Origin of the sequence: Olsenella sp. KH1P3 (assembly GCF_900167315.1) — a bacterium.
Taxonomy (GTDB): domain Bacteria; phylum Actinomycetota; class Coriobacteriia; order Coriobacteriales; family Atopobiaceae; genus Olsenella_J; species Olsenella_J umbonata_A.
This window is the reverse complement of record NZ_FUWQ01000002.1, coordinates 347,086-365,094: the sequence shown is the minus strand read 5'-3', so window position 1 is coordinate 365,094 and position 18,009 is coordinate 347,086. Positions and strand designations below refer to the sequence as shown.

The following is an 18,009-nucleotide window of genomic DNA, read 5'->3' as shown; positions in this document are numbered from 1 at the left end:
CGCACAACAGGGGTTTGAAGTGTACACAAAGTATAGGCTGCGGGCTTCGTCATCAGTGTTGAGCGGCGTTCCATTTCGTCTCGCGGCGAGGTTTTTGGCAGTAGCGTTGGTTTGACAGTAGCGGCGGAAGGGTCTTGAGTTCGGGTTTCAATTGCCCTCGTTTGGCAACTTTCAAGTGGTAGTGTCTGTCTCGGATTTGGAAAGCCGCTCGTGAAGGGAGGGCGCCTTGGCGCGACACGAGGAATACGACGAGAAGGATGTTCATTCAATTGTCGAATACGCTCACAAGCTCGTGGGGCACAGCCTTCGTGAGAAGACCAATGCGTCCAAGCTCGATGATCCCCATAGGAGGAAAGGGGCGTTTGGCAACGCTGTGGAGGAGTACTACTTCCACTATGCTCCGAACTCCGATTCTGCTCCCGACTTCTCCGAGGCGGGGCTTGAGCTCAAGTGCACGCCCCTGAAACGGACGACCAAGGGTGGCTTAGTTGCCAAAGAGCGGCTCGTTCTGAGCATGATTGACTACATGAGCGTCGTCAACGAGACGTTTGAGACGAGTCATCTCATGGAGAAGATTGACAACATCCTTCTCATCTCGTATCTGTGGGAGAAGGACGTTGATTTGCTCGACTATAAGGTTGTCCTTGCCGACGTCTGGTCAATCCCTCCCGAGGATGTCCCACAGATCAAGGCCGATTGGGAAACGGTTGTGAACAAGGTACGGTCCGGCCATGCCGAGGACATCTCTGGCTCCGATACCGTCTACCTTGAGGCTTGTACCAAATCAGCGAATTCTAAAGTCCGCCGCTCCCAGCCCTTCTCGTCAGCCTGCGCGAAGCCAAGAGCTTGGGCGTTTAAGGCCTCGTACATGACGTCCGTCCAAAATCACCTTCTTGAAAATGCGAAAGCTATCGGGCGCTCTGCCGATGAGGGCTCTATCGGTCTTCTTGAGCTCGTGCGCAGACGCTTCGAACCGTTCTTCGGACTCACTGAGGCTGAGCTTGCCAAGAAGATGGGCGTATCTTGCTCGAAGGACAGGTGTGCGAGAATCACAAAGCGCATTCTTGGCATTGGCGAAAACGAACAGATTGCAGAGTTCGTTAAAGCAGGAATCGAGCCAAAGACGATACGTCTTAAGAAGAACGGCAAGCCTAAGGAGCCCCTTTCCTTTCGGGCATTCAACTACTATGACCTTGAAGAGAGAGAATTCGAGGATTCTGATTTCTACTCGTATCTCCAGAACATGTACCTTTTCGTTCTCTATAGGGAGGACCAGGACGGTGCATATCGCCTCTCGGACATCTGCTTCTGGCAGATGTCCGATGACGACCTCGATGAAGCCAAAGCCTGCTATGACCAAATGCGGGAAAACGTGAGAGAAGGACTTGCTATCGTCTCGGTCAGGTCGACCGAAAACAGGTGCTGCTTTGTAAAGACGCACGGTAGGGACAGCAAAGACACCTGCCCACAGCCCCATGGCAAGCCAGTTCCAAAGAAGAGTTTCTGGCTTAATGCTAACTACATCGCCGACGAGATTGCCAAAGCGCTTGGACGGTAGCTACTCGTCTTTCATCTGCTTGGCATTTATCCATGCCGCCTTGCAAGATTGATCTTGTCCGGTCGATCGGTTATTATTGATCTCACAAGTTTTGGGACACAGCAGCGATTGGAGAAACGTGTCCGAAGAGATTAAGATTGCCGAGCTCTTTGCGGGCGTCGGTGGCTTCCGTCTTGGCCTTGACGGCTACACCGACCCAAACGGTTCCGGCATGAGCCTGCCCGCCGCGGGACCTTATAAGACGGTATGGGCAAACCAGTGGGAGCCGCCTGGATCAAACGCGCGCCAGTTTGCGGCCCGATGCTACGAGACCCGCTTTGGCGAGGGCTCCGTCGTCAATGAAGACATCCATAAGGTGCTTGACGAAGTCGACGCAGGCGAGAGGGACGTTCCTTCCGTCGACATGGTCGTGGGTGGGTTCCCCTGCCAGGACTACAGCGTGGCGAGGCCCCTTAGCCAAGCCGGTGGCATCGAGGGAAAGAAAGGCGTTCTTTGGTGGGACATCTACAGATTCCTCCAGATTCAGATATCTAAGTCGTCCGAGAACGCGCGCTATTGCCTGTTCGAGAACGTTGACAGGCTCCTGAAGTCTCCTGCGTCGCAGCGCGGTCGCGATTTTTCGATCATCCTCAGCTGCTTGTCCTCGCTTGGTTACTCTGTCGAGTGGCAGGTCATCAATTCCGGTGAGTACGGCTTCCCCCAGAGGCGCAAGCGCGTTTACATCTTCGCGGAGCGCAACGCCTCCTGGAATCAGCGGGTAAGGCTCTTCGATGGCGTTATCGCACGAGCGTTCCCAATTGCAAAGACCGAGGAAATCGGCACGGTTAGCATTCCTGCTGACCCGTATGACGCGACGCTTCACTTCAACGAGGAACGTTCGAAGCGCTCGCCCTTCCGCAACCGTGGCGTGATGGCTGACGGAAAAGTGCTGACTTGCGATGTTGAGGAAGTCTACGACGGTCGCCTGGGGTGCTTGGGAGACGTGATTGTCCCGGCTTCAGAGGTGCCGGAGTCCTTCTACGTGCCGGATGAGCAACTGCCCAAGTGGGAGTACCTCAAGGGGTCGAAGCGAGAAGAGAGAGTGAACAAGAAGACGGGCTTCACGTACTTCTACTCTGAGGGCTCAATGGCCTATCCTGACCTGCTCGAGAACCCGTCCAGGACCATCCTGACGGGCGAGGGTGGGTCTGGCCCCTCCCGTTTTAAGCACATCATCAAGACGGAAGACGGGCGTATGAGAAGACTCGTCCCTGATGAGCTTGACCAGCTGCAGGGCTTCCCTAAGGGCTGGACGAATGTTGGCATGACTGATGGGCATCGAGCGTTCTGCATGGGCAACGCCCTGGTCGTCGGTATCCCGCATAGGATTGGATGCGAGCTGGCGAAGGATCTCGATTAACCCTTGCTTATTTGTTGATGGCTCTCTTTGAGCGGGCGGCGGATGCGAGCGATGCGCGTCCGCCGCTCTTTTGTTCCCCGTGGGGGTCATGGGGCCTCCGCTAACTGGTACCGAATACGTGAACCGGGGGAGGGAAGGAATCGTGCTCGGAGCATACGCACTTCTCCCCATCGGTTTACGTGGTGATGTGACGGCGTGGCATCGCGTCTGGAAGGCAACGGTAACGTTCGGTTGACTTGGTAGAAACGCTTGGCAACGTGGTTGCAACGACCGCGATGCAAACGGGCAACCGGAGCGTTGAATCATGTACCCGTTCGCTTACGACGAAGGGGTACTAAGATGAATGCTGCCGATACTGGCTTTGTTTTGCTGTGCGCGGCCTTTGTGCTGTTCATGACGCCAGGCCTTGCCTTCTTCTATGGCGGCCTGGGTCGCCGCAAGAACGTCGTCAACAACATCATGACGTCGTTCTTCTGCATTGGCGTGGCCATTGTGATGTGGTTCGTGCTGGGCTTCTCGCTGAGCTTCGGGACTGACGTGGCCGGCGTCATCGGCAGCATGCAGTACCCGTTCATGATTGGAGTCGAGGACGCGACGAACGGCTACGCGCCCAGCATCCCGCTGATGGTTTACGCGCTGTTCCAGATGATGTTCGCGGTCATCACGCCGGCCCTGATTGCCGGTGCCATCGCGGGTCGCATGAACTTCAAGGCGCTGTTCCTGTTCGTGGTGCTCTGGACCCTGGTGGTGTACTACCCCGTGGCGCACATGGTGTGGGGTGGCGGTCTTCTGGCCCAGATGGGGTCGGTCGACTTCGCGGGCGGCAACGTGGTCCACATCACCTCCGGCGTGTCTGCCCTCGTGCTGTGCCTGCTCCTGGGTCGTCGTCAGGGCTACGACGAGGCGAGCTATCGCGTGCACAACATCCCGCTGGTCGCCATCGGCGTGGCGTTGCTGCTCTTTGGCTGGTTCGGTTTCAACGCGGGAAGCGCGCTTGCGGCCAACGAGCTCGCGGGCCACGCGTTTGCGACGACGGCCGTCAGCTCTGCCACGGCCGAGCTCTCGTGGCTGCTGATGGACGTGCTTCACGACGGCAAGCCGACGCTGGTCGGCGCCAGCACGGGCCTGGTCATCGGTCTGGTGGCCATCACCCCGGGCTGTGGCTTCGTGCCCCTGTGGGCGGCCCTGGTGATTGGCTTCCTCGCGAGCCCCCTCTGCTTCTTCGCGGTGTCTCGCATCAAGAAGCACTTTGGCTACGACGACGCGCTGGACGCCTTTGGCTGCCACGGCATCGGTGGCATCTTTGGTGGTGTGATGACGGGCGTGTTCGCCACGTCCCAGGTGAATCCCGCCGTGCGCTGGGACGGCCTCGCGTTTGGCCAGTGGGAGCTCTTCGCGGCGCAGGCCGCCAGCATCCTGATCACCATCGCAATCGCCGTGGCGGGAACGTTGGTCGTGGCCAAGGTCGTGAGCCTGGTCGTCCCGCTGCGCGTGAGCGAGCGTGACGAGCGCGTGGGCCTGGACATCTCGCAGCACGGCGAGCGCGCCTACCCCTCGTTCAACGGACTGGACGACTAGGATTGCTGGTATGCGACCGTCGCGCGGCTGGCACGGGTGTCCGGTCGCGCGGCCTGTTGGGAGGCTGACATGTTCAAGATCGAGGCAATCGTCCGCGAGGAGAAGCTCGAGGACGTCAAGGAGGCCCTCTTTGGGATCGAGGTGCGCGGCATCACCGTGTCACAGGTGATGGGCTGCGGGACCCAGATGGGCTACACGCACAAGGTGCGCGGCAGCGTGTCTGCCATGACGATGCTGCCCAAGGTGAAGTTCGAGATCGTGGTCTCGACGCCCAACTGGGCCCAGAAGGTCATCAACGTGATCCGCGAGGCCGCCTGGACCGGCGAGGTGGGCGACGGCAAGATCTTCTGCTACGAGCTCGACCGCGCCATCCGCATCCGCACGGGCGAGGAGGGCTTCATGGCCATCCAGCCCGGTGCGCCCACGCCCGCGAAGGACTAGCGCCGGCCGAGGGGGGCGGGCGCTTCCCGACCCCTCGCGCCGTCGCGATCTTAGGCTCTGTTGCGGCTGCAACGGACTGCGCCTCCCGTTGGGTCAGACTGTATCTGGCTGCAGGGGTTCGACGGGAGGTTGCGATGGCAGTGCCAGACATTGGTCAGGAGGGCGCGGACGCCTTTGGCGGCGACTTCGGCGCCGTGTTCGAGGCGATCAGGGCCGACGCGCAGAACGCCGCCTACACCGAGCGGGGAATCGACCCGCTGTACTCGGCGAGCGCCGAGGCCCGCGTGGTGGTGATAGGGCAGGCGCCCGGGCGCATCGCGCAGGACAGCGGCGTCCCGTGGAACGACAAGTCGGGCGACCGCCTGCGCTCGTGGCTGGGCGTCGACCGCGAAACGTTCTACGACGCGCGCAAGGTCGCCATTGTGCCCATGGACTTCTACTTTCCCGGCTCGGGAAAGTCCGGGGACCTGCCGCCGCGCAGGGGCTTCGCGCAGAAGTGGCATCCGGTGCTTCTGGGCATGATGCCGCACGTTCGGCTGACCGTGCTCGTGGGCAGCTACGCCGTCCACAGGTACCTGGGACTCAAGGGTTCCGTGGCGCTCACGGACGTGGTGCGCGGCTGGCGCTCGTTTGGCCCCGCGTACTTCCCCCTGGTGCACCCCTCGCCGCGCAACCGGATCTGGATGCGGAAGAACCCGTGGTTCGAGGCGGAGGTCGTGCCCGAGTTGCAGGCGGCGGTGCGCTCGGCCCTGGAGGGGTAGCGCGCCGGTGGTTGCGCGCTCGTGCGGGCGAGAAGTGCGCGGCCTGCCGGGTCGTCCCCCGGTCGCTCCCGGTACCTGGCCCGCGTCCCAACTGTGCCGACGTTACGTTTTTGGGTATGTTTCGCGCGCGCGGCGGCCGGGCCGCGCGCCGGGGGAGACAATCGGGTCATGGCGGCGCGTGCCCGCACGCCGTCCCCTTGACCGCAACCTCGCTGGGGGTGTCCCTTGGAGAGCTTTCTCTTTAGCGTCAACGCAACCCTGCCCATCTTCCTGACCATGCTGTGCGGCCTGCTGTTCCGCAGGCTGGGCCTCATGGACCAGAGGTTCACCGCGTACCTGAACGCGTTCGTCTTCAAGGTGGCGCTGCCCGCGCTCCTGTTCAGAGACCTCGCGACCCAGGACTTCGCCGACGCGTGGGACGGTCGCTACGTGCTGTTCTGCCTGGTCGCGACCACTCTGAGCATCGCGGCAATCGTGCTCCTGAGCCTCGCTCTGGTGCCGGAGCGCCCACGTCGCGGAGAGTTCATCCAGGTGAGCTACCGCAGCTCTGCGGCAATCCTGGGCCTGGCGTTCATCCAGAACATCTACGGCTCGGCGAGCACCAGCATGGGCGCGCTCATGATTCTGGGCAGCGTGCCCCTGTACAACGTCGCGGCCGTCGCCGTGCTGACGCTGACCGCCGAGGGGACCGACGAGGGCGGCACCGAGGGCACGGGTGCCGACCAGACCGCCGACCTGGTGAGGAAGTCCCTGGTCGGAATCGCCAAGAACCCCATCATCATCGGCGTCGTGGCGGGCCTCGCCTGGTCGGTCCTGCGCCTGCCGATGCCCGACATCGCGGCCAGCACCCTCAAGAACGTGGCCGTGCTCGCGACCCCGCTGGGACTCATGGCCATGGGTGCCTCGTTCAGCATCGAGGACGCCAGGGGAGACCTGAGGCTCGCCGGCGTGGCGACGGCCATCAAGCTGGTCGTTCTGGTGGCCATCTTCCTGCCGCTTGCCATCCTGATGGGCTTCCGCGACCAGCAGCTGGTGGCGCTGCTGGTGATGCTGGGCTCCGCCAGCACGGTGAGCTGCTACATCATGGCGAAGAACATGGGGCACGATGGCACCCTCACCTCGACCGCCGTCATGATGACCACGTTTGGCTGCGCCGTCACCCTGACGCTCTGGCTGTGGCTGGTGAGCTCGCTTGGCCTGGTGGGGTAGGTCCGACCACTGGGCGTGCTTGACGAATGCTCGCAGGCCCTGGCGTGACGAGCCCGGCAGGACGTCCGTAAGTCCCGCGCGGCGGAGAAGCGCCTAGAGCTCGACGCTCTGGTAGAGTCCCGCGTCCGCAAATCCCAGGTGGCGGTAGTACTCGCGCGTGCCGACGGAGCTGATCACGTTGAGCCGGGCGTAGCCCGCCTCGCGCGCAATGTCGACGGCCCGGCTGACGAGCGCGCGTCCCAGGCCGCGGTGCTGCGCCGCGACGTCCGACTTGCCCAGGTGGGCGGCAATCCCGTAGACGTGCACTTCTCGGATCATGGCCTCGCCAGCTCCGGTGGGAAGCTCGTCCGCGGCGACGTCGGTCTGGCCGTCCTGGATGGCCTCCCACTTGGGGAGCGAGAGCCTCAGGAAGCCCGCGATGCGCCCCTGTGGCGTGACCCACTGCAGGAAGTGCTCCCGCGTGGTTGCCGTCTCGTACGGGTAGTCGTCCATCGTGAGGTCGTCGGCCCTGATGTTGCGTTGGTTGATCTCCCTGAAGCGGATGTCTTGCACCTTGCCGGCCAGCCCCGCGCGCTCGATCTTGCCCTCGACCATCTGGCGCAGGTTGGTCTTCTTGTTGCCCGCCAGGATGTCGTCGGCCCCGATGTCGCGGATCATGCGGCTGATGCGGATGTAGGGCGGGGTGGCCATGGTGTCGCTTACCAGCACGTCCAGCAGCTCGTCCTCGTCGTAGGGTCGCCACGCGCCCGTCCGGTAGAGACCGACCAGGCGCGTGCCTGCGACAAGGGCGCAAGGGTAGAGCTTGATCTCGTCGGGCAGAAACCCGGCGTCTTGCACGAAGGTCTGGAAGTCGCGCTTGTCCTCCTGGGGCGTGGCGCCCACGAGGTTCACCATCAGGTGCGAGTGGATCTTGAAGCCGTACAGGCGGATGAGCGAGAACGCGCGCTTGACCTGCGCGATTGTCGTTGCTCTCTGGTTTGCGTCCAGAATCTCCTGCCGTGTTGACTGGATGCCTATCTGGATCTTGGTGCAGCCCAGCTGGCGGAAGAGCTCGAGCGCCTGCGGGGTCACGGTGTCGGGACGCGTCTCGATGACCAGGCCCACCACGCGGTGCGCCGCGCGCTCGTTGCGCGCGTGCTCGGCGTAGAGCTCGTCCAGCGTTGCGGCCATGGCGTCGCCGGCCCTCTGGTGGGGCTCGCTCTGGGAGTAGAGCCGCCTGAACGACTCGTTGTAGCTGCTCTGTCCGGCGTCCACCTTGGCCTGCTCGCCCGCGACGAAGGCGGCAAGGTCTTCCTGGTCACTTGATATGCCCAGGTCGTGGTAGAGCCTCCAGCGCTCGTGGCGGTCCTGGTCCACGTTCGGCCAGTCGTTGAGCGCGCGGAAGAGCTCGCGAACGAACCAGATTTGGTAGGCACGTGGGTAGTCGCTCCAGGTGCCGCCCAGCACGATGAGCTCGATCTTGTCGATTGCGTGGCCCATCTGGTCGAGCGCGCGCAGGCGGGCTGTCACCTGCAGGTACGGGTCGAAGAACGAGCGCTCGGCGCGCTGGCACGCCGGCTCGTTCGAAAGGTAGCTCTTGGGCATGCGCAGGTCGCACGGGCAGTAGACGCAGTCGCTCGAGCAGGGCTGCGGGCGGGTGATGACCGTGATGGTCGCGACGCCCGAGGCCGTGCGTCGGGGCTTCATGCGCAACGTCTTGAGCAGGCGCCGCTCGAGCTCCTCGTCGATGCTCCAGCTGGCCCAGCGGTCGGGGTCGTTCTGTCGAACGTGCAGGTAGAAGGGGAGTATCCGTCTCTTCGAGAGGTGCTTGGCGTTGTCACGGATGCCGCGGTTGTGCCTGCGGACCACGGCCTCGAGCGCCTCGTGCCCCAGCGCGTCCTGCCCCTGCGGCAGCGCGCGCAGCCGCCCGAGTATGTCTAGCAAGAGTTCTTCCATAGGAAGCCATTATAGGGGCGCGACGTGGGGGCGCGCGTGGCCCAGAAGCGCGCGCATGCGCCCTCGCCACTTTTCCGCCATGTGCCGTCCGCTGCCGGCTGGGCTTAGAATGCTGCTATGGATACCAGAAGACCTGACATGGACGACATGGCCGACGACGTCGCGCGCCGCATGAGCCGGCTGAACAGCGAGTTCTACCGCCTGCAGGCGAGCTCGTTTTCCGCTACCCGACACAATCGCTGGCCGGGGTGGGACCGCTGCCTGTCGCATCTGGTGGGCGACCGGGCCGCCCCGTGGGATGCGGGCGGCGCCTCCCTGCGCGTGCTCGACCTTGCCGCAGGCAACCTGCGCTTTGCGACCTTCCTGGCACGAGCGCTCCCACGGCGGCGCATTGACTACCACGCCGTCGACAACTGCGAGGACCTCATGGCGACGGCCCCTGACGCCGTGCCTTCGGGGCGCGTGGCCGTGGCGACCCACAAGGTCGACGTGGTGGAGGCACTCCTGGACGGAGACCTTCCCACGCGCCTTGCGACGGCGGGGCTCGGTCCCGAGCTCGGGCGCGGCTTCGACCTGGTGGTCTCCTTCGGCTTCCTTCACCACGTGCCCGGGGAGGCCGCGCGGCAGCGGCTCCTGCAGGGCCTCGTGGCCGCGACGCACCCCGGGGGTCTTTGTTGCGTCTCGCTCTGGCGCTTCATGAGCGAGCCCGGCCTGGCCGAGCGTGCGCGCGCGACGACCGCCCAGGCGCTCGACGCCCTTGGGCTGGACGCGCAGGACCTTGGTCCGGGCGACTACCTCCTGGGCTGGCAGCGGCTTCCGGGCGCCTGGCGCTACTGCCACAGCTTCGGCGATGCGGAGGTTGAGCGGCTCGCGGGCGCGGTGGGGGATTCCGCCCGCCTGTTGGGGAACTTCTCGTCTGACGGAAGGACCTCCTCGCTCAACCGCTACCTTGTGTTCCGAAGATCGTAGGCGGAACTTTTGACTGCAAGATAGGCGCCACTCTCCGAATAATTGCCCCGCTAATTGATTACACTATTGTCATTGCGTGACACGCGGGATTTTGGTGTCCGCATCTTCTGCTGACGCGTGCAAGGAGGATCTGGCATGGGCGCTCTGTCTGCCATTTCGCGAAGGATGGGCACTCGCGCCCTCAACCTCGGGACCTCCCTTGCGCTGCGAGCGGGCTTCAGGGAGCAGCGGCGGATCATCGGCCCCGGCTCGCTCCTGTGCCTGCCGCAGGCCCTTTCGCGCATGGGCGTGACGAGCGTCCTGATCGTCACGTCCTCCGGCATGGTGCGCCGCGGCACCATCGAGCCCCTGCAGCGCGCGCTCAAGGTCAGCGGCATTGCGGCATCCGTCTATTCCGACGTCAAGCCCGACCCCACGGTCGCGTGCGTCGAGAAGGGCCTTGCATCCTACCAGGAGGGCTGCTGCAACGGCATCGTCGCCCTCGGTGGCGGCTCGGCCATCGACTGCGCCAAGGCCATCGGCATGCGCGTCGCCAACCCCGGTCTCACGATTCCCCAGATGCGCGGCGTCATGCGCGTCCACGGCATGCTTCCGCCCCTGGTCGCCGTCCCCACCACGGCCGGGACCGGCTCCGAGGTCACGGCCGCCGCGGTCATAACCGACGTGGTCGACGGGCGCGACTGCAAGTACCCCATAAGCGACTCGAGGCTCGTGCCCCGCCTGGCGGTGCTGGACGCCCAGCTCACGCTGGGACTTCCGCCCGAGGTCACGGCCTATAGCGGCATGGACGCGCTCTCCCACGCCGTCGAGGCATACGTCAACCGCTTCTGCCCGCCCGTCGCCTCCGAGGCCGCCCTCGAGGCCGTGGGCCTGGTCTTCTCGAACCTTCCCCGCGTGATGGACGACCCGTCCGACCTCGAGGCGCGCGAGTGCATGCTGACCGCCTCGTACGGCGGGGGGCTTGCCCTCACAAACGCGTTCGTGGGCTACGTGCACGCCCTTGCCCATGGCATCGGCGCGCTCTACGACATTCCCCACGGTCGCGCCATCGCAAGCGTGATGCCCGTGGTGCTCGAGGCCTACGGCAGCGCGGCGCACGCGCGCCTGGCACAGCTGTCGCACGCGGCGGGCGTGGGCGACCCCAACCTGCCTGACGACCAGAACGCCGCGCGCCTGATCGAGGGCATCCGCTCCCTCAACGAACGCCTGGGCATTCCCGCGCACATCGAGCGGCTCGACCCGACCGACTTCGACCTTCTGGCCGACCGCGCCCTCGAGGAGGCGACTCCCTGGTATCCCGTGCCCGTCATATGGGGTCACGAGCAGATGGTCGAGGTGCTCGAGCGCCTGCTGCCGGGCGCGTAGCCCGTAGTCCGAAGCTTGTGGCGGTCGCGGGTTGTGTGCTTAGGGCGCAGGTGGCGACGGTGCTGCGTGCCCGCGGGTTCTCGCGCGGTACCATTCCCAGGTAAACCCGTGGCCCGTCATCGCAACCAGAAAGGCGACGCATGATCAAGCTCGTACTGACCGACATGGACAACACCCTCGTCTCCTTTGGCGCGGGGCACGTCTCTGCCCGCGCCCGCAAGGCCATCGCGGCCGTCCGCGCGGCAGGCGTCCAGTTCGGCCCCGCCACCGGGCGCGACTACTTCGAGCTGCTCAGGTTCTTCGACGGCGACGACTCCTGCTTCCGGACGGGCATCCTCTCCAACGGCAAGAAGGTCATGGTCGACGGCGACATGCGCCGCGTGCACCTGATCGACAACGCCGCGCTCCAGCGCTTCGTCGACTACGTCCTCACGCGCGACGACTGCTTTGTGGGCGCCTACCCGCTTAAGAGCGCACCCCAGAACCCCGTCTGGTGCATGGGCATCCGCCAGCGCTTTGCCGAGCTCTGGGGCGACGACCTCTCGTTCGAGGCGCACGCCTGCGACGCCGTGCCCGACTTCGAGATCATCGGCGCCACCTTCGGCTGCGCCGGCACCCAGGCCGACGTCGAGGAGGTCATGGCCAAGGGTGCCGAGCTCTGTCCCGAGTTCGACTTCGTCCAGCCGGTCCCGCACTGGGTGGACATCCTGCCGAGCGGCGTCAACAAGGGCTCCTCGCTCACCGACCTCATGACCGAGCTCGACGTTTGCGCCGACGAGATCGTGTTCTTCGGCGACGCCGAGAACGATCTTGCCATCATGCGAGAAGTGCCCAACTCCGTGGCCGTCGCCAACGCCACGCCCGAGGCCGCCGCGACCGCGCGCTGGCACATCGGCGCCTGTGCCGACGATGCCGTCGCCCAGGCGCTCGAGGAGATCGCCCGCTGCGCCCAAAGCGGCCAGACGCCCTCGTTCATGCGCTAGCCGGATCCTGGCACTTCCCAACCTCTTCTTGCCCGGCTAGTCCTTGCGAGCGTGACTTTGTTGCGCTCGCCTGCCACATCGTGCCAATTGTCACCGCGTCGGTGACGATATTGTCGCCCTATGCCAAACTGTTGGTGCAACTCTCTATATTTTGCGGGCATGCGTACGTCACTTTGGCAGAGGGCGTGGTGGTTGCGGTGTTCCATTGGCTCAGCGGGTACAACTACGACTTTGCGTTGGCCACTATCCCGGTCCAGATTATTCTGATGGGCTACTACCTGTCTCGTCGCAACCTTCCCGGCAGGCAGTCGTGGGCGTTCGCCGCGGTCCTTGCGGCCAACCTGGCCATGACCATATCCGACATCGTCTCGTGCGAGATGAACGAGATATGGGAGCAGTTCCCCCTGTGGCTCATGTACGTGGTCAACATCCTGTACTTCCTGGGCTTCCTGCTCAGGGGCTGGGCGATTTTCTACTATGCGGTCGAGGCGCTCCACGCAGAGCGCGTGCTGGGCATACGCGTCATCAACGCGCTCTGCGTCCCCATCCTGATCATGGTGGCGCTGGTCGTCACCACGCCGTGGTTCGGCCTCATCTTCCACTTTGACCCGGGGGAGGGCTACCACAACACCTGGCTCTACCCCAGCATCTACTGGTCGACGTGGTTCTACATAGGTGCGCTCCTCTTCGTGCTGGTCACCTGCCAGCGTCGCTCCCAGCTCAGACTGGTCATCAGCCTGTACGTCTGCGACGCCATCCTGGTCGCGGCCATCCTCATGCGCGGGCTGTTCTCCCACACGCTGGTGACGAGCTTCTTTAGCCTGCTGGCAATCCTGGTCATCTACCTGACCGCTCAGAACCCTGACCTCTTCCACCATCCCAAGGTCCCGCTGTTCAACTACGGCGCCTTCGACGAGATGGTGTCCAACTGCCAGATACGAGCGGAGCGTTTCTCGGTCTTTGGCATCCAGTTGCGCAACTATGCCGTCGCCAAGCGAATCTACGGCGTCCCGCAGGTCGACCGTGGCATCGTCCTGATCGGCGACTGGCTTCGCCACCAGTTCCCCCAGTACTATGGGTTCTACATCGGCTCGGGCCGCTTCCTGCTCCTGTGCGAGGGCGGCGAGATGGACGCGAGGAGGTTGTCGTCCGAGATCCGTCAGCGCTTCCGCAGGCCCTGGCTGGACACCTCGACCGAGGTCGACTTCACTGTCGCCATGGCATACCTGCCCCTTTCGGTCGACAAGACGAACATCGTCGTCGTTCGCGAGTGCCTGGTGCGCGCCCTGATGGAGGCCGAACTCAGGGGAGAGGACCTCTTCACGATCAACGACTCCTACCTCGAGGCGCTCATTCGCGAGGCTGCCGTCGAGGGCGCGGTCATGAGCGCATTGCGCGAGAGGCGCATCGAGGTCTTCTTCCAGCCCATCTACTCCGTGCACGACCGCCAGATCACGGGGGCGGAGGCCCTCGCCCGCCTGAACGATCCCGAGATGGGCAGCGTTCCCCCGTCGGATTTCGTCGCCGTGGCCGAAAGGAACGGCAGCATTCGCGAGCTGGGGCGTCAGGTGTTCGCGGGTGCCTGCCTGTTTGCCTCTACGCATGACCTGCGGGCCCTGGGCATCGAGCGCATCAACGTCAACCTCTCTCCCGCGCAGTGTATGAGCGAGAACCTGGCCGAGGAGCTAATCCAGGAGGCGGCCCGTCGCAACGTCTTGCTTTCGGACTTCTGCTTCGAGATCACCGAGTCCGCCATGGACGACCTGACCCTCCTGCGCAGCCAGATGCTGCGCCTGATAGGCGAGGGCGCGACGTTCGCCCTGGACGACTTCGGCTCGGGGACCAGCAACATCGTTCGCCTTTCGACCCTGCCCATATCGGAGGTCAAGCTCGACGCCGAGACCACCCGCGCCTTCTTCAAGGGCGAGAGCCAGGTCCTGCGCTTCCAGATAGACATGCTCGAGCACATGGGCTTCGACGTCGTGGTCGAGGGCGTCGAGACCATGCACATGGCCTCGGACGTGCTCAACATGGGCGTCGAGTACGAGCAGGGGTTCTACTTCTCGCCGGCGCTGCCCGTGCGCGAGTTCACGGACTACCTCAAGCGGACCATGGATGAGGGCCCCGCGCCTGTTGGCACGAGCCCCGCGCCCGCCCCGGATTCCGCCTAGTGCCTGCCGCGGATCTCGCTTAGCGCCTGCCGCGGATCTCGCTTAGCGCCTGCCGCCCTCGCGGCCGTGCTGCGTACGCCTTGCCTTGCGCTTAGCCTTCGCCTTGTAGCCGGGCTTGACCTTCTGCTTCCGCGCGACGGCACGCCCGCTGCCATGTGGCTGCTTGCCGTCGTGGCCGAGCCTGGCGCTGTCCTGCCTTGTGCCATCCTGCTTGCCGCCCCTGGGGGGCGCGCCCTTCTTGCCTGCGTCCCTTGCCGTCGCGCCGCCGGCGTCGGCGGCCTTTCGCTTGGCCTTGGCGGCCTTGGCCTCGTCTTTTGGCTTGGGTTTGGGCCAGATGCTCAGTCCCGCGTCGCGTGCTGCCCTGAGCACGTCCTCGCTTACGTAGAGGCGCCGCTCGTCGTCCGAGCGCTGCGCCCTGAAGGCGCTCAGCAGCACGTGGGCCAGGCTGACGGGCAGCTTGGTGCCATCGGGTAGGTAGCGGCTGCCGGCAAGGCTCATCGACATGGCCTTGAGCCGCAGCTCCTTGGTCTCGAGGAAGGTGCTGCCGTCTGTGGGGATGGTGACGTACGAGAAAGTCGAGGCATCCGGGTTCGCACCCTCGTCCGCGTGTGTGGGCTCTTCGGGCTGCGTGAGCGTCACCGCAGCGGCGCCCAGCGCCTCGCGCACGAAGCGCGCCTTGGTCCGGACCTGCGGGGCGTCACTCGCCGCTCCCGGCGCCCGGACGTCGATCAGCGCGCAGAGCCTGCGGCTGACGCGGTCGAACACCGCGAAGTCGAAGCACGCGTTGCTGGGCACGTCCCACTGGCGCGCGAGCCTGCCCAGGCCCGCGTCGTCCTGGTCGGCGAGCTGCGAGAGCGTGACGTTCTTCTTGAACCACAGGCGCGGGATGCTGCCGCTCTTGTCCAGCTCGCGCAGGGTGCGGCCGACGCGGCGGTGGAAGGTGGGGACCGGCTCGCCCTCGAGGGTGGTGACGCCCTCGTGCACGTCGTCGAAGATCGAGAGGAGCGTCGAGTCCTCCACGCCCAGGCGTTCTGCGGGAACCGTGGCCAGAAGAGCCTGGGCCTGCGGGTCGTCCGCCGACGCGACGAGACAGACCTCGCCCTTGACGACGATGCCGCCCAGCGCGAACGCGCCCGCGCCAGCCTGCGGACCCAGGTTGGCCGGCAGCAGATAGATGGCGTCGTAGGCGTCGTACTGCGGACGGTGCAGGATCACGTTGGCGCCCTCGAGTGCGGTGTCGATTTCTTCTCCCTCAAGCGCCTCGCGCACAATGCGCAGCGCCGCCCGGGCCTGCTCCTGCGAGGTCGTGGCCAGAAGGATGGACTCTCCGTGCCAGAGACGCTCCCTGATGCGCGGGAGCTCTATGTGGCGCAGGATGGCCAGCTGTCGCGCGTCCGTGGCGTCAGCTGGCCGCGTGCTTGTGAAATCAGCCTGCGGCGAGCCGTCCGCCTTGGCTGGGGCTGGGCAGGGTCGCGCGTACGTGCCGTGGTAGCGGACGTAGCGGATCTTGGTCTGGCTGGCGGACGCCCGGGCGAGCGCCTCGATGGGATTGGGTGCCGTGGCCACGTCTTACCTTCCGCCTTGGGGCCTGCCGGCGCGGCCGTTGCCGGCTCCGCGCGCCTTCTTTCCGTGGTGCCTGCCGCGCGCCGCGTAGATTCCCTGCTTGGGGTTGGTTCCGGTGCCGTGGGACGCTCCCACGCCCCTGGCGGGCCTGCCGCTCTTGCCGCGCTTGCGCTGGGGGGCCTTGCCCTTCTCGCCCGGCGTGCCCTTCTGTCCCTTGGCGTCTCGCTTGGGGCCCTTGCCCTTGGCGCCCTCGTGCCTCGGGCCGTGCGGGCCGTCGGGACGGACCAGGCACTTGGGCCCGTAGCCGATGAGGTCCTCGCGGTGCGCGCGGTGGAGCGCCTCGACCACCAGGTCGTAGTTCTTGGGGTTGCGATACTGGATCAGCGCGCGCTGCATGGCCTTCTCGTGCGGGTTGGTGGGGCAGTAGACCTTCTGCATGGTGCGCGGGTCGACGCCCGTGTAGTAGATGCAGGTCGAGACCGTCGAGGGCGTGGGGTAGAAGTCGGACACCTGCTCGGGGTTGTAGCCCAGGTCGCGGCAGAACTCGGCAAGCTTGACGGCCTCCTTCATGGTGGAGCCCGGGTGACTGCTCATCAGGTAGGGCAGAACGTACTGCTCCTTTCCGGCCTGCTTGCTGATGCGGTAGAACTCCTTGCAGAAGGCCTGGTAGGAATCGTTGCTGGGCTTGCCCATGACCTCGAGCACGGCGTCCGAGATGTGCTCGGGCGCAAGGCGCAGCTGGCCCGAGGTGTGGTACTTGGCGATCTCCTCGATGAAGCTGCGGTCGGGGTCGAGCATGGCGTAGTCGAAGCGGATGCCGCTGCGGATGAAGACCTTCTTGATGCCGGGGATGGCGCGCAGCTCTCGCAGGAGCTTGACAAGGTCCTTATGGGTCACGCGCAGGTTGGGGCAAGGCTTTGGACTCAGGCAGCGGCGATTCACACAGGCGCCCGCCTTGAGCTGCTTCTGGCAGGCAGGTATGCGGAAGTTCGCCGTGGGGCCGGCGATGTCGTTGATGTAGCCCTTGAAGTCCGGGTCCTTGGTCATCAGGCGCGCCTCGGCCAGGATCGACTCGTGGCTGCGAGCCTGGATGATGCGGCCCTGGTGGAAGTTGAGCGCGCAGAAGCTGCACTGCCCCAGGCAGCCACGGTTGTTGGCGATGGAGAACTTGACCTCCTTGATGGCGGGGATGCCGCCCCTGCCCTCGTACATGGGGTGGTAGGTGCGCTCGTAGGGGAGCTCGTAGGTCTCGTCCATCTCCTGCGTGGTGAGCGGCATGCTGGGTGGGTTCTGCACCACGTAGACGTCGTGGGGATAGCCCTCGACCAGCGTGTGCGCGCTGAAGGGGTCGAGGTTCTTGCTCTGGATGCCGAAGCTGCGGGCATAGTTGAGCTTGTCTGCGCGCAGCTCCTCCCAGGTGGGGAGGATGACGGGGTCGTCGAGGTCCGCCAGGTTGCGCGTCTTGTATGCGGTGCCGTGGATCCATGTCAGCTGGCTGACGGGCAGGCCCGAGTCGAGCGCGTCGGCAACCTCGACCACGCTCTTCTCGCCCATGCCGAAGATCAGCAGGTCGGCGCCGGAGTCGAGCAGGATGGAGCGCTTGAGGTCGTTCGACCAGTAGTCGTAGTGGGCCAGGCGCCTGAGCGACGCCTCGATGCCGCCCAGGATGATGGGCGCGTGCTTGTACTGGCTGCGGATGAGGTTCGAGTAGACCACGGTGGCGTGGTCGGGGCGCAGGCCCATGACGCCGCCGGGGGAGTAGAAGTCCTTGCTGCGGCGGCGCTTGGCGACGGTGTAGTGGTTGACCATCGAGTCCATGTTGCCGCTCGAGACCATGAAGCCCAGGCGCGGCTCGCCCAGCACCCTGACGCTCTGGGGGTCCTTCCAGTCTGGCTGGCAGATGACGCCGACCTTGTAGCCGTGCGCCTCGAGCGTGCGCGTGATGATGGCCATGCCGAACGAGCTGTGGTCCACGTAGGCGTCTCCGCACACGTAGACGAAGTCGCACTGGTCCCAGCCGCGCTCGGCCATGTCCTGCTTGCTGACGGGAAGAAAGCTCATGTCGCTCCTTTGGTGT

At 64.8% G+C, this 18,009-nt stretch carries 13 protein-coding genes; 10 read left to right on the top strand and 3 right to left on the bottom strand.

Annotated elements, in window-relative coordinates; genetic code table 11:
• The first annotated feature begins 226 nt into the window (after window positions 1-226).
• The 6 genes from B5D13_RS03960 (at window position 227) to B5D13_RS03935 (ending at window position 6,946) form a co-directional block, all read left to right on the top strand.
• Window positions 227-1,558, top strand: a complete 1,332-nt coding sequence (locus tag B5D13_RS03960) for a Sau3AI family type II restriction endonuclease (protein ID WP_078687032.1) — start codon at window positions 227-229, stop codon at window positions 1,556-1,558.
• 118 nt (window positions 1,559-1,676) lie between these two features.
• Complete coding sequence (dcm, locus tag B5D13_RS03955; protein WP_078687031.1) at window positions 1,677-2,957, top strand: DNA (cytosine-5-)-methyltransferase; 1,281 nt, start codon at window positions 1,677-1,679, stop codon at window positions 2,955-2,957.
• A 339-nt stretch (window positions 2,958-3,296) separates the two neighbouring features.
• Complete coding sequence (locus B5D13_RS03950; protein ID WP_078687030.1) at window positions 3,297-4,535, top strand: ammonium transporter; 1,239 nt, start codon at window positions 3,297-3,299, stop codon at window positions 4,533-4,535.
• A gap of 69 nt (window positions 4,536-4,604) precedes the next feature.
• Window positions 4,605-4,976 carry a P-II family nitrogen regulator gene (locus tag B5D13_RS03945; RefSeq protein ID WP_078687029.1) on the top strand — a complete coding sequence of 124 codons (372 nt, stop codon included), beginning with the start codon at window positions 4,605-4,607 and terminating at the stop codon, window positions 4,974-4,976.
• Window positions 4,977-5,110: 134 nt separating this feature from the next.
• Window positions 5,111-5,737, top strand: coding sequence for a uracil-DNA glycosylase family protein (locus B5D13_RS03940; protein WP_078687028.1), 627 nt, complete (start codon window positions 5,111-5,113; stop codon window positions 5,735-5,737).
• Window positions 5,738-5,962: 225 nt separating this feature from the next.
• Entirely contained in the window at window positions 5,963-6,946 is a 984-nt protein-coding gene (locus B5D13_RS03935; protein ID WP_078687027.1) for an AEC family transporter, read from the top strand.
• 93 nt (window positions 6,947-7,039) lie between these two features.
• Here the strand turns inward: B5D13_RS03935 and B5D13_RS03930 are convergent, their stop codons facing one another.
• Window positions 7,040-8,881 carry an elongator complex protein 3 gene (locus tag B5D13_RS03930; protein WP_078687026.1) on the bottom strand — a complete coding sequence of 614 codons (1,842 nt, stop codon included), beginning with the start codon at window positions 8,879-8,881 and terminating at the stop codon, window positions 7,040-7,042.
• Between the two features lie 117 nt (window positions 8,882-8,998).
• Between B5D13_RS03930 and B5D13_RS03925 the strand changes: the two genes are divergently transcribed.
• From B5D13_RS03925 to B5D13_RS03910, 4 genes are all read left to right on the top strand, one after another.
• Complete coding sequence (locus B5D13_RS03925) at window positions 8,999-9,850, top strand: class I SAM-dependent methyltransferase (protein WP_143327747.1); 852 nt, start codon at window positions 8,999-9,001, stop codon at window positions 9,848-9,850.
• A 135-nt stretch (window positions 9,851-9,985) separates the two neighbouring features.
• Window positions 9,986-11,215, top strand: a complete 1,230-nt coding sequence (locus tag B5D13_RS03920) for an iron-containing alcohol dehydrogenase (RefSeq protein WP_078687024.1) — start codon at window positions 9,986-9,988, stop codon at window positions 11,213-11,215.
• A gap of 140 nt (window positions 11,216-11,355) precedes the next feature.
• Window positions 11,356-12,198 carry an HAD family hydrolase gene (locus tag B5D13_RS03915; RefSeq protein ID WP_078687023.1) on the top strand — a complete coding sequence of 281 codons (843 nt, stop codon included), beginning with the start codon at window positions 11,356-11,358 and terminating at the stop codon, window positions 12,196-12,198.
• 197 nt (window positions 12,199-12,395) lie between these two features.
• Entirely contained in the window at window positions 12,396-14,369 is a 1,974-nt protein-coding gene (locus B5D13_RS03910) for an EAL domain-containing protein (protein ID WP_143327746.1), read from the top strand.
• 42 nt (window positions 14,370-14,411) lie between these two features.
• Here B5D13_RS03910 and B5D13_RS03905 read toward each other — a convergent pair whose 3' ends face one another.
• Both B5D13_RS03905 and B5D13_RS03900 read right to left on the bottom strand, forming a co-directional pair.
• Window positions 14,412-15,935, bottom strand: a complete 1,524-nt coding sequence (locus tag B5D13_RS03905; protein WP_078687021.1) for a hypothetical protein — start codon at window positions 15,933-15,935, stop codon at window positions 14,412-14,414.
• Between the two features lie 3 nt (window positions 15,936-15,938).
• Complete coding sequence (locus B5D13_RS03900; protein WP_234970678.1) at window positions 15,939-17,993, bottom strand: YgiQ family radical SAM protein; 2,055 nt, start codon at window positions 17,991-17,993, stop codon at window positions 15,939-15,941.
• Between the last annotated feature and the right edge of the window lie 16 nt (window positions 17,994-18,009).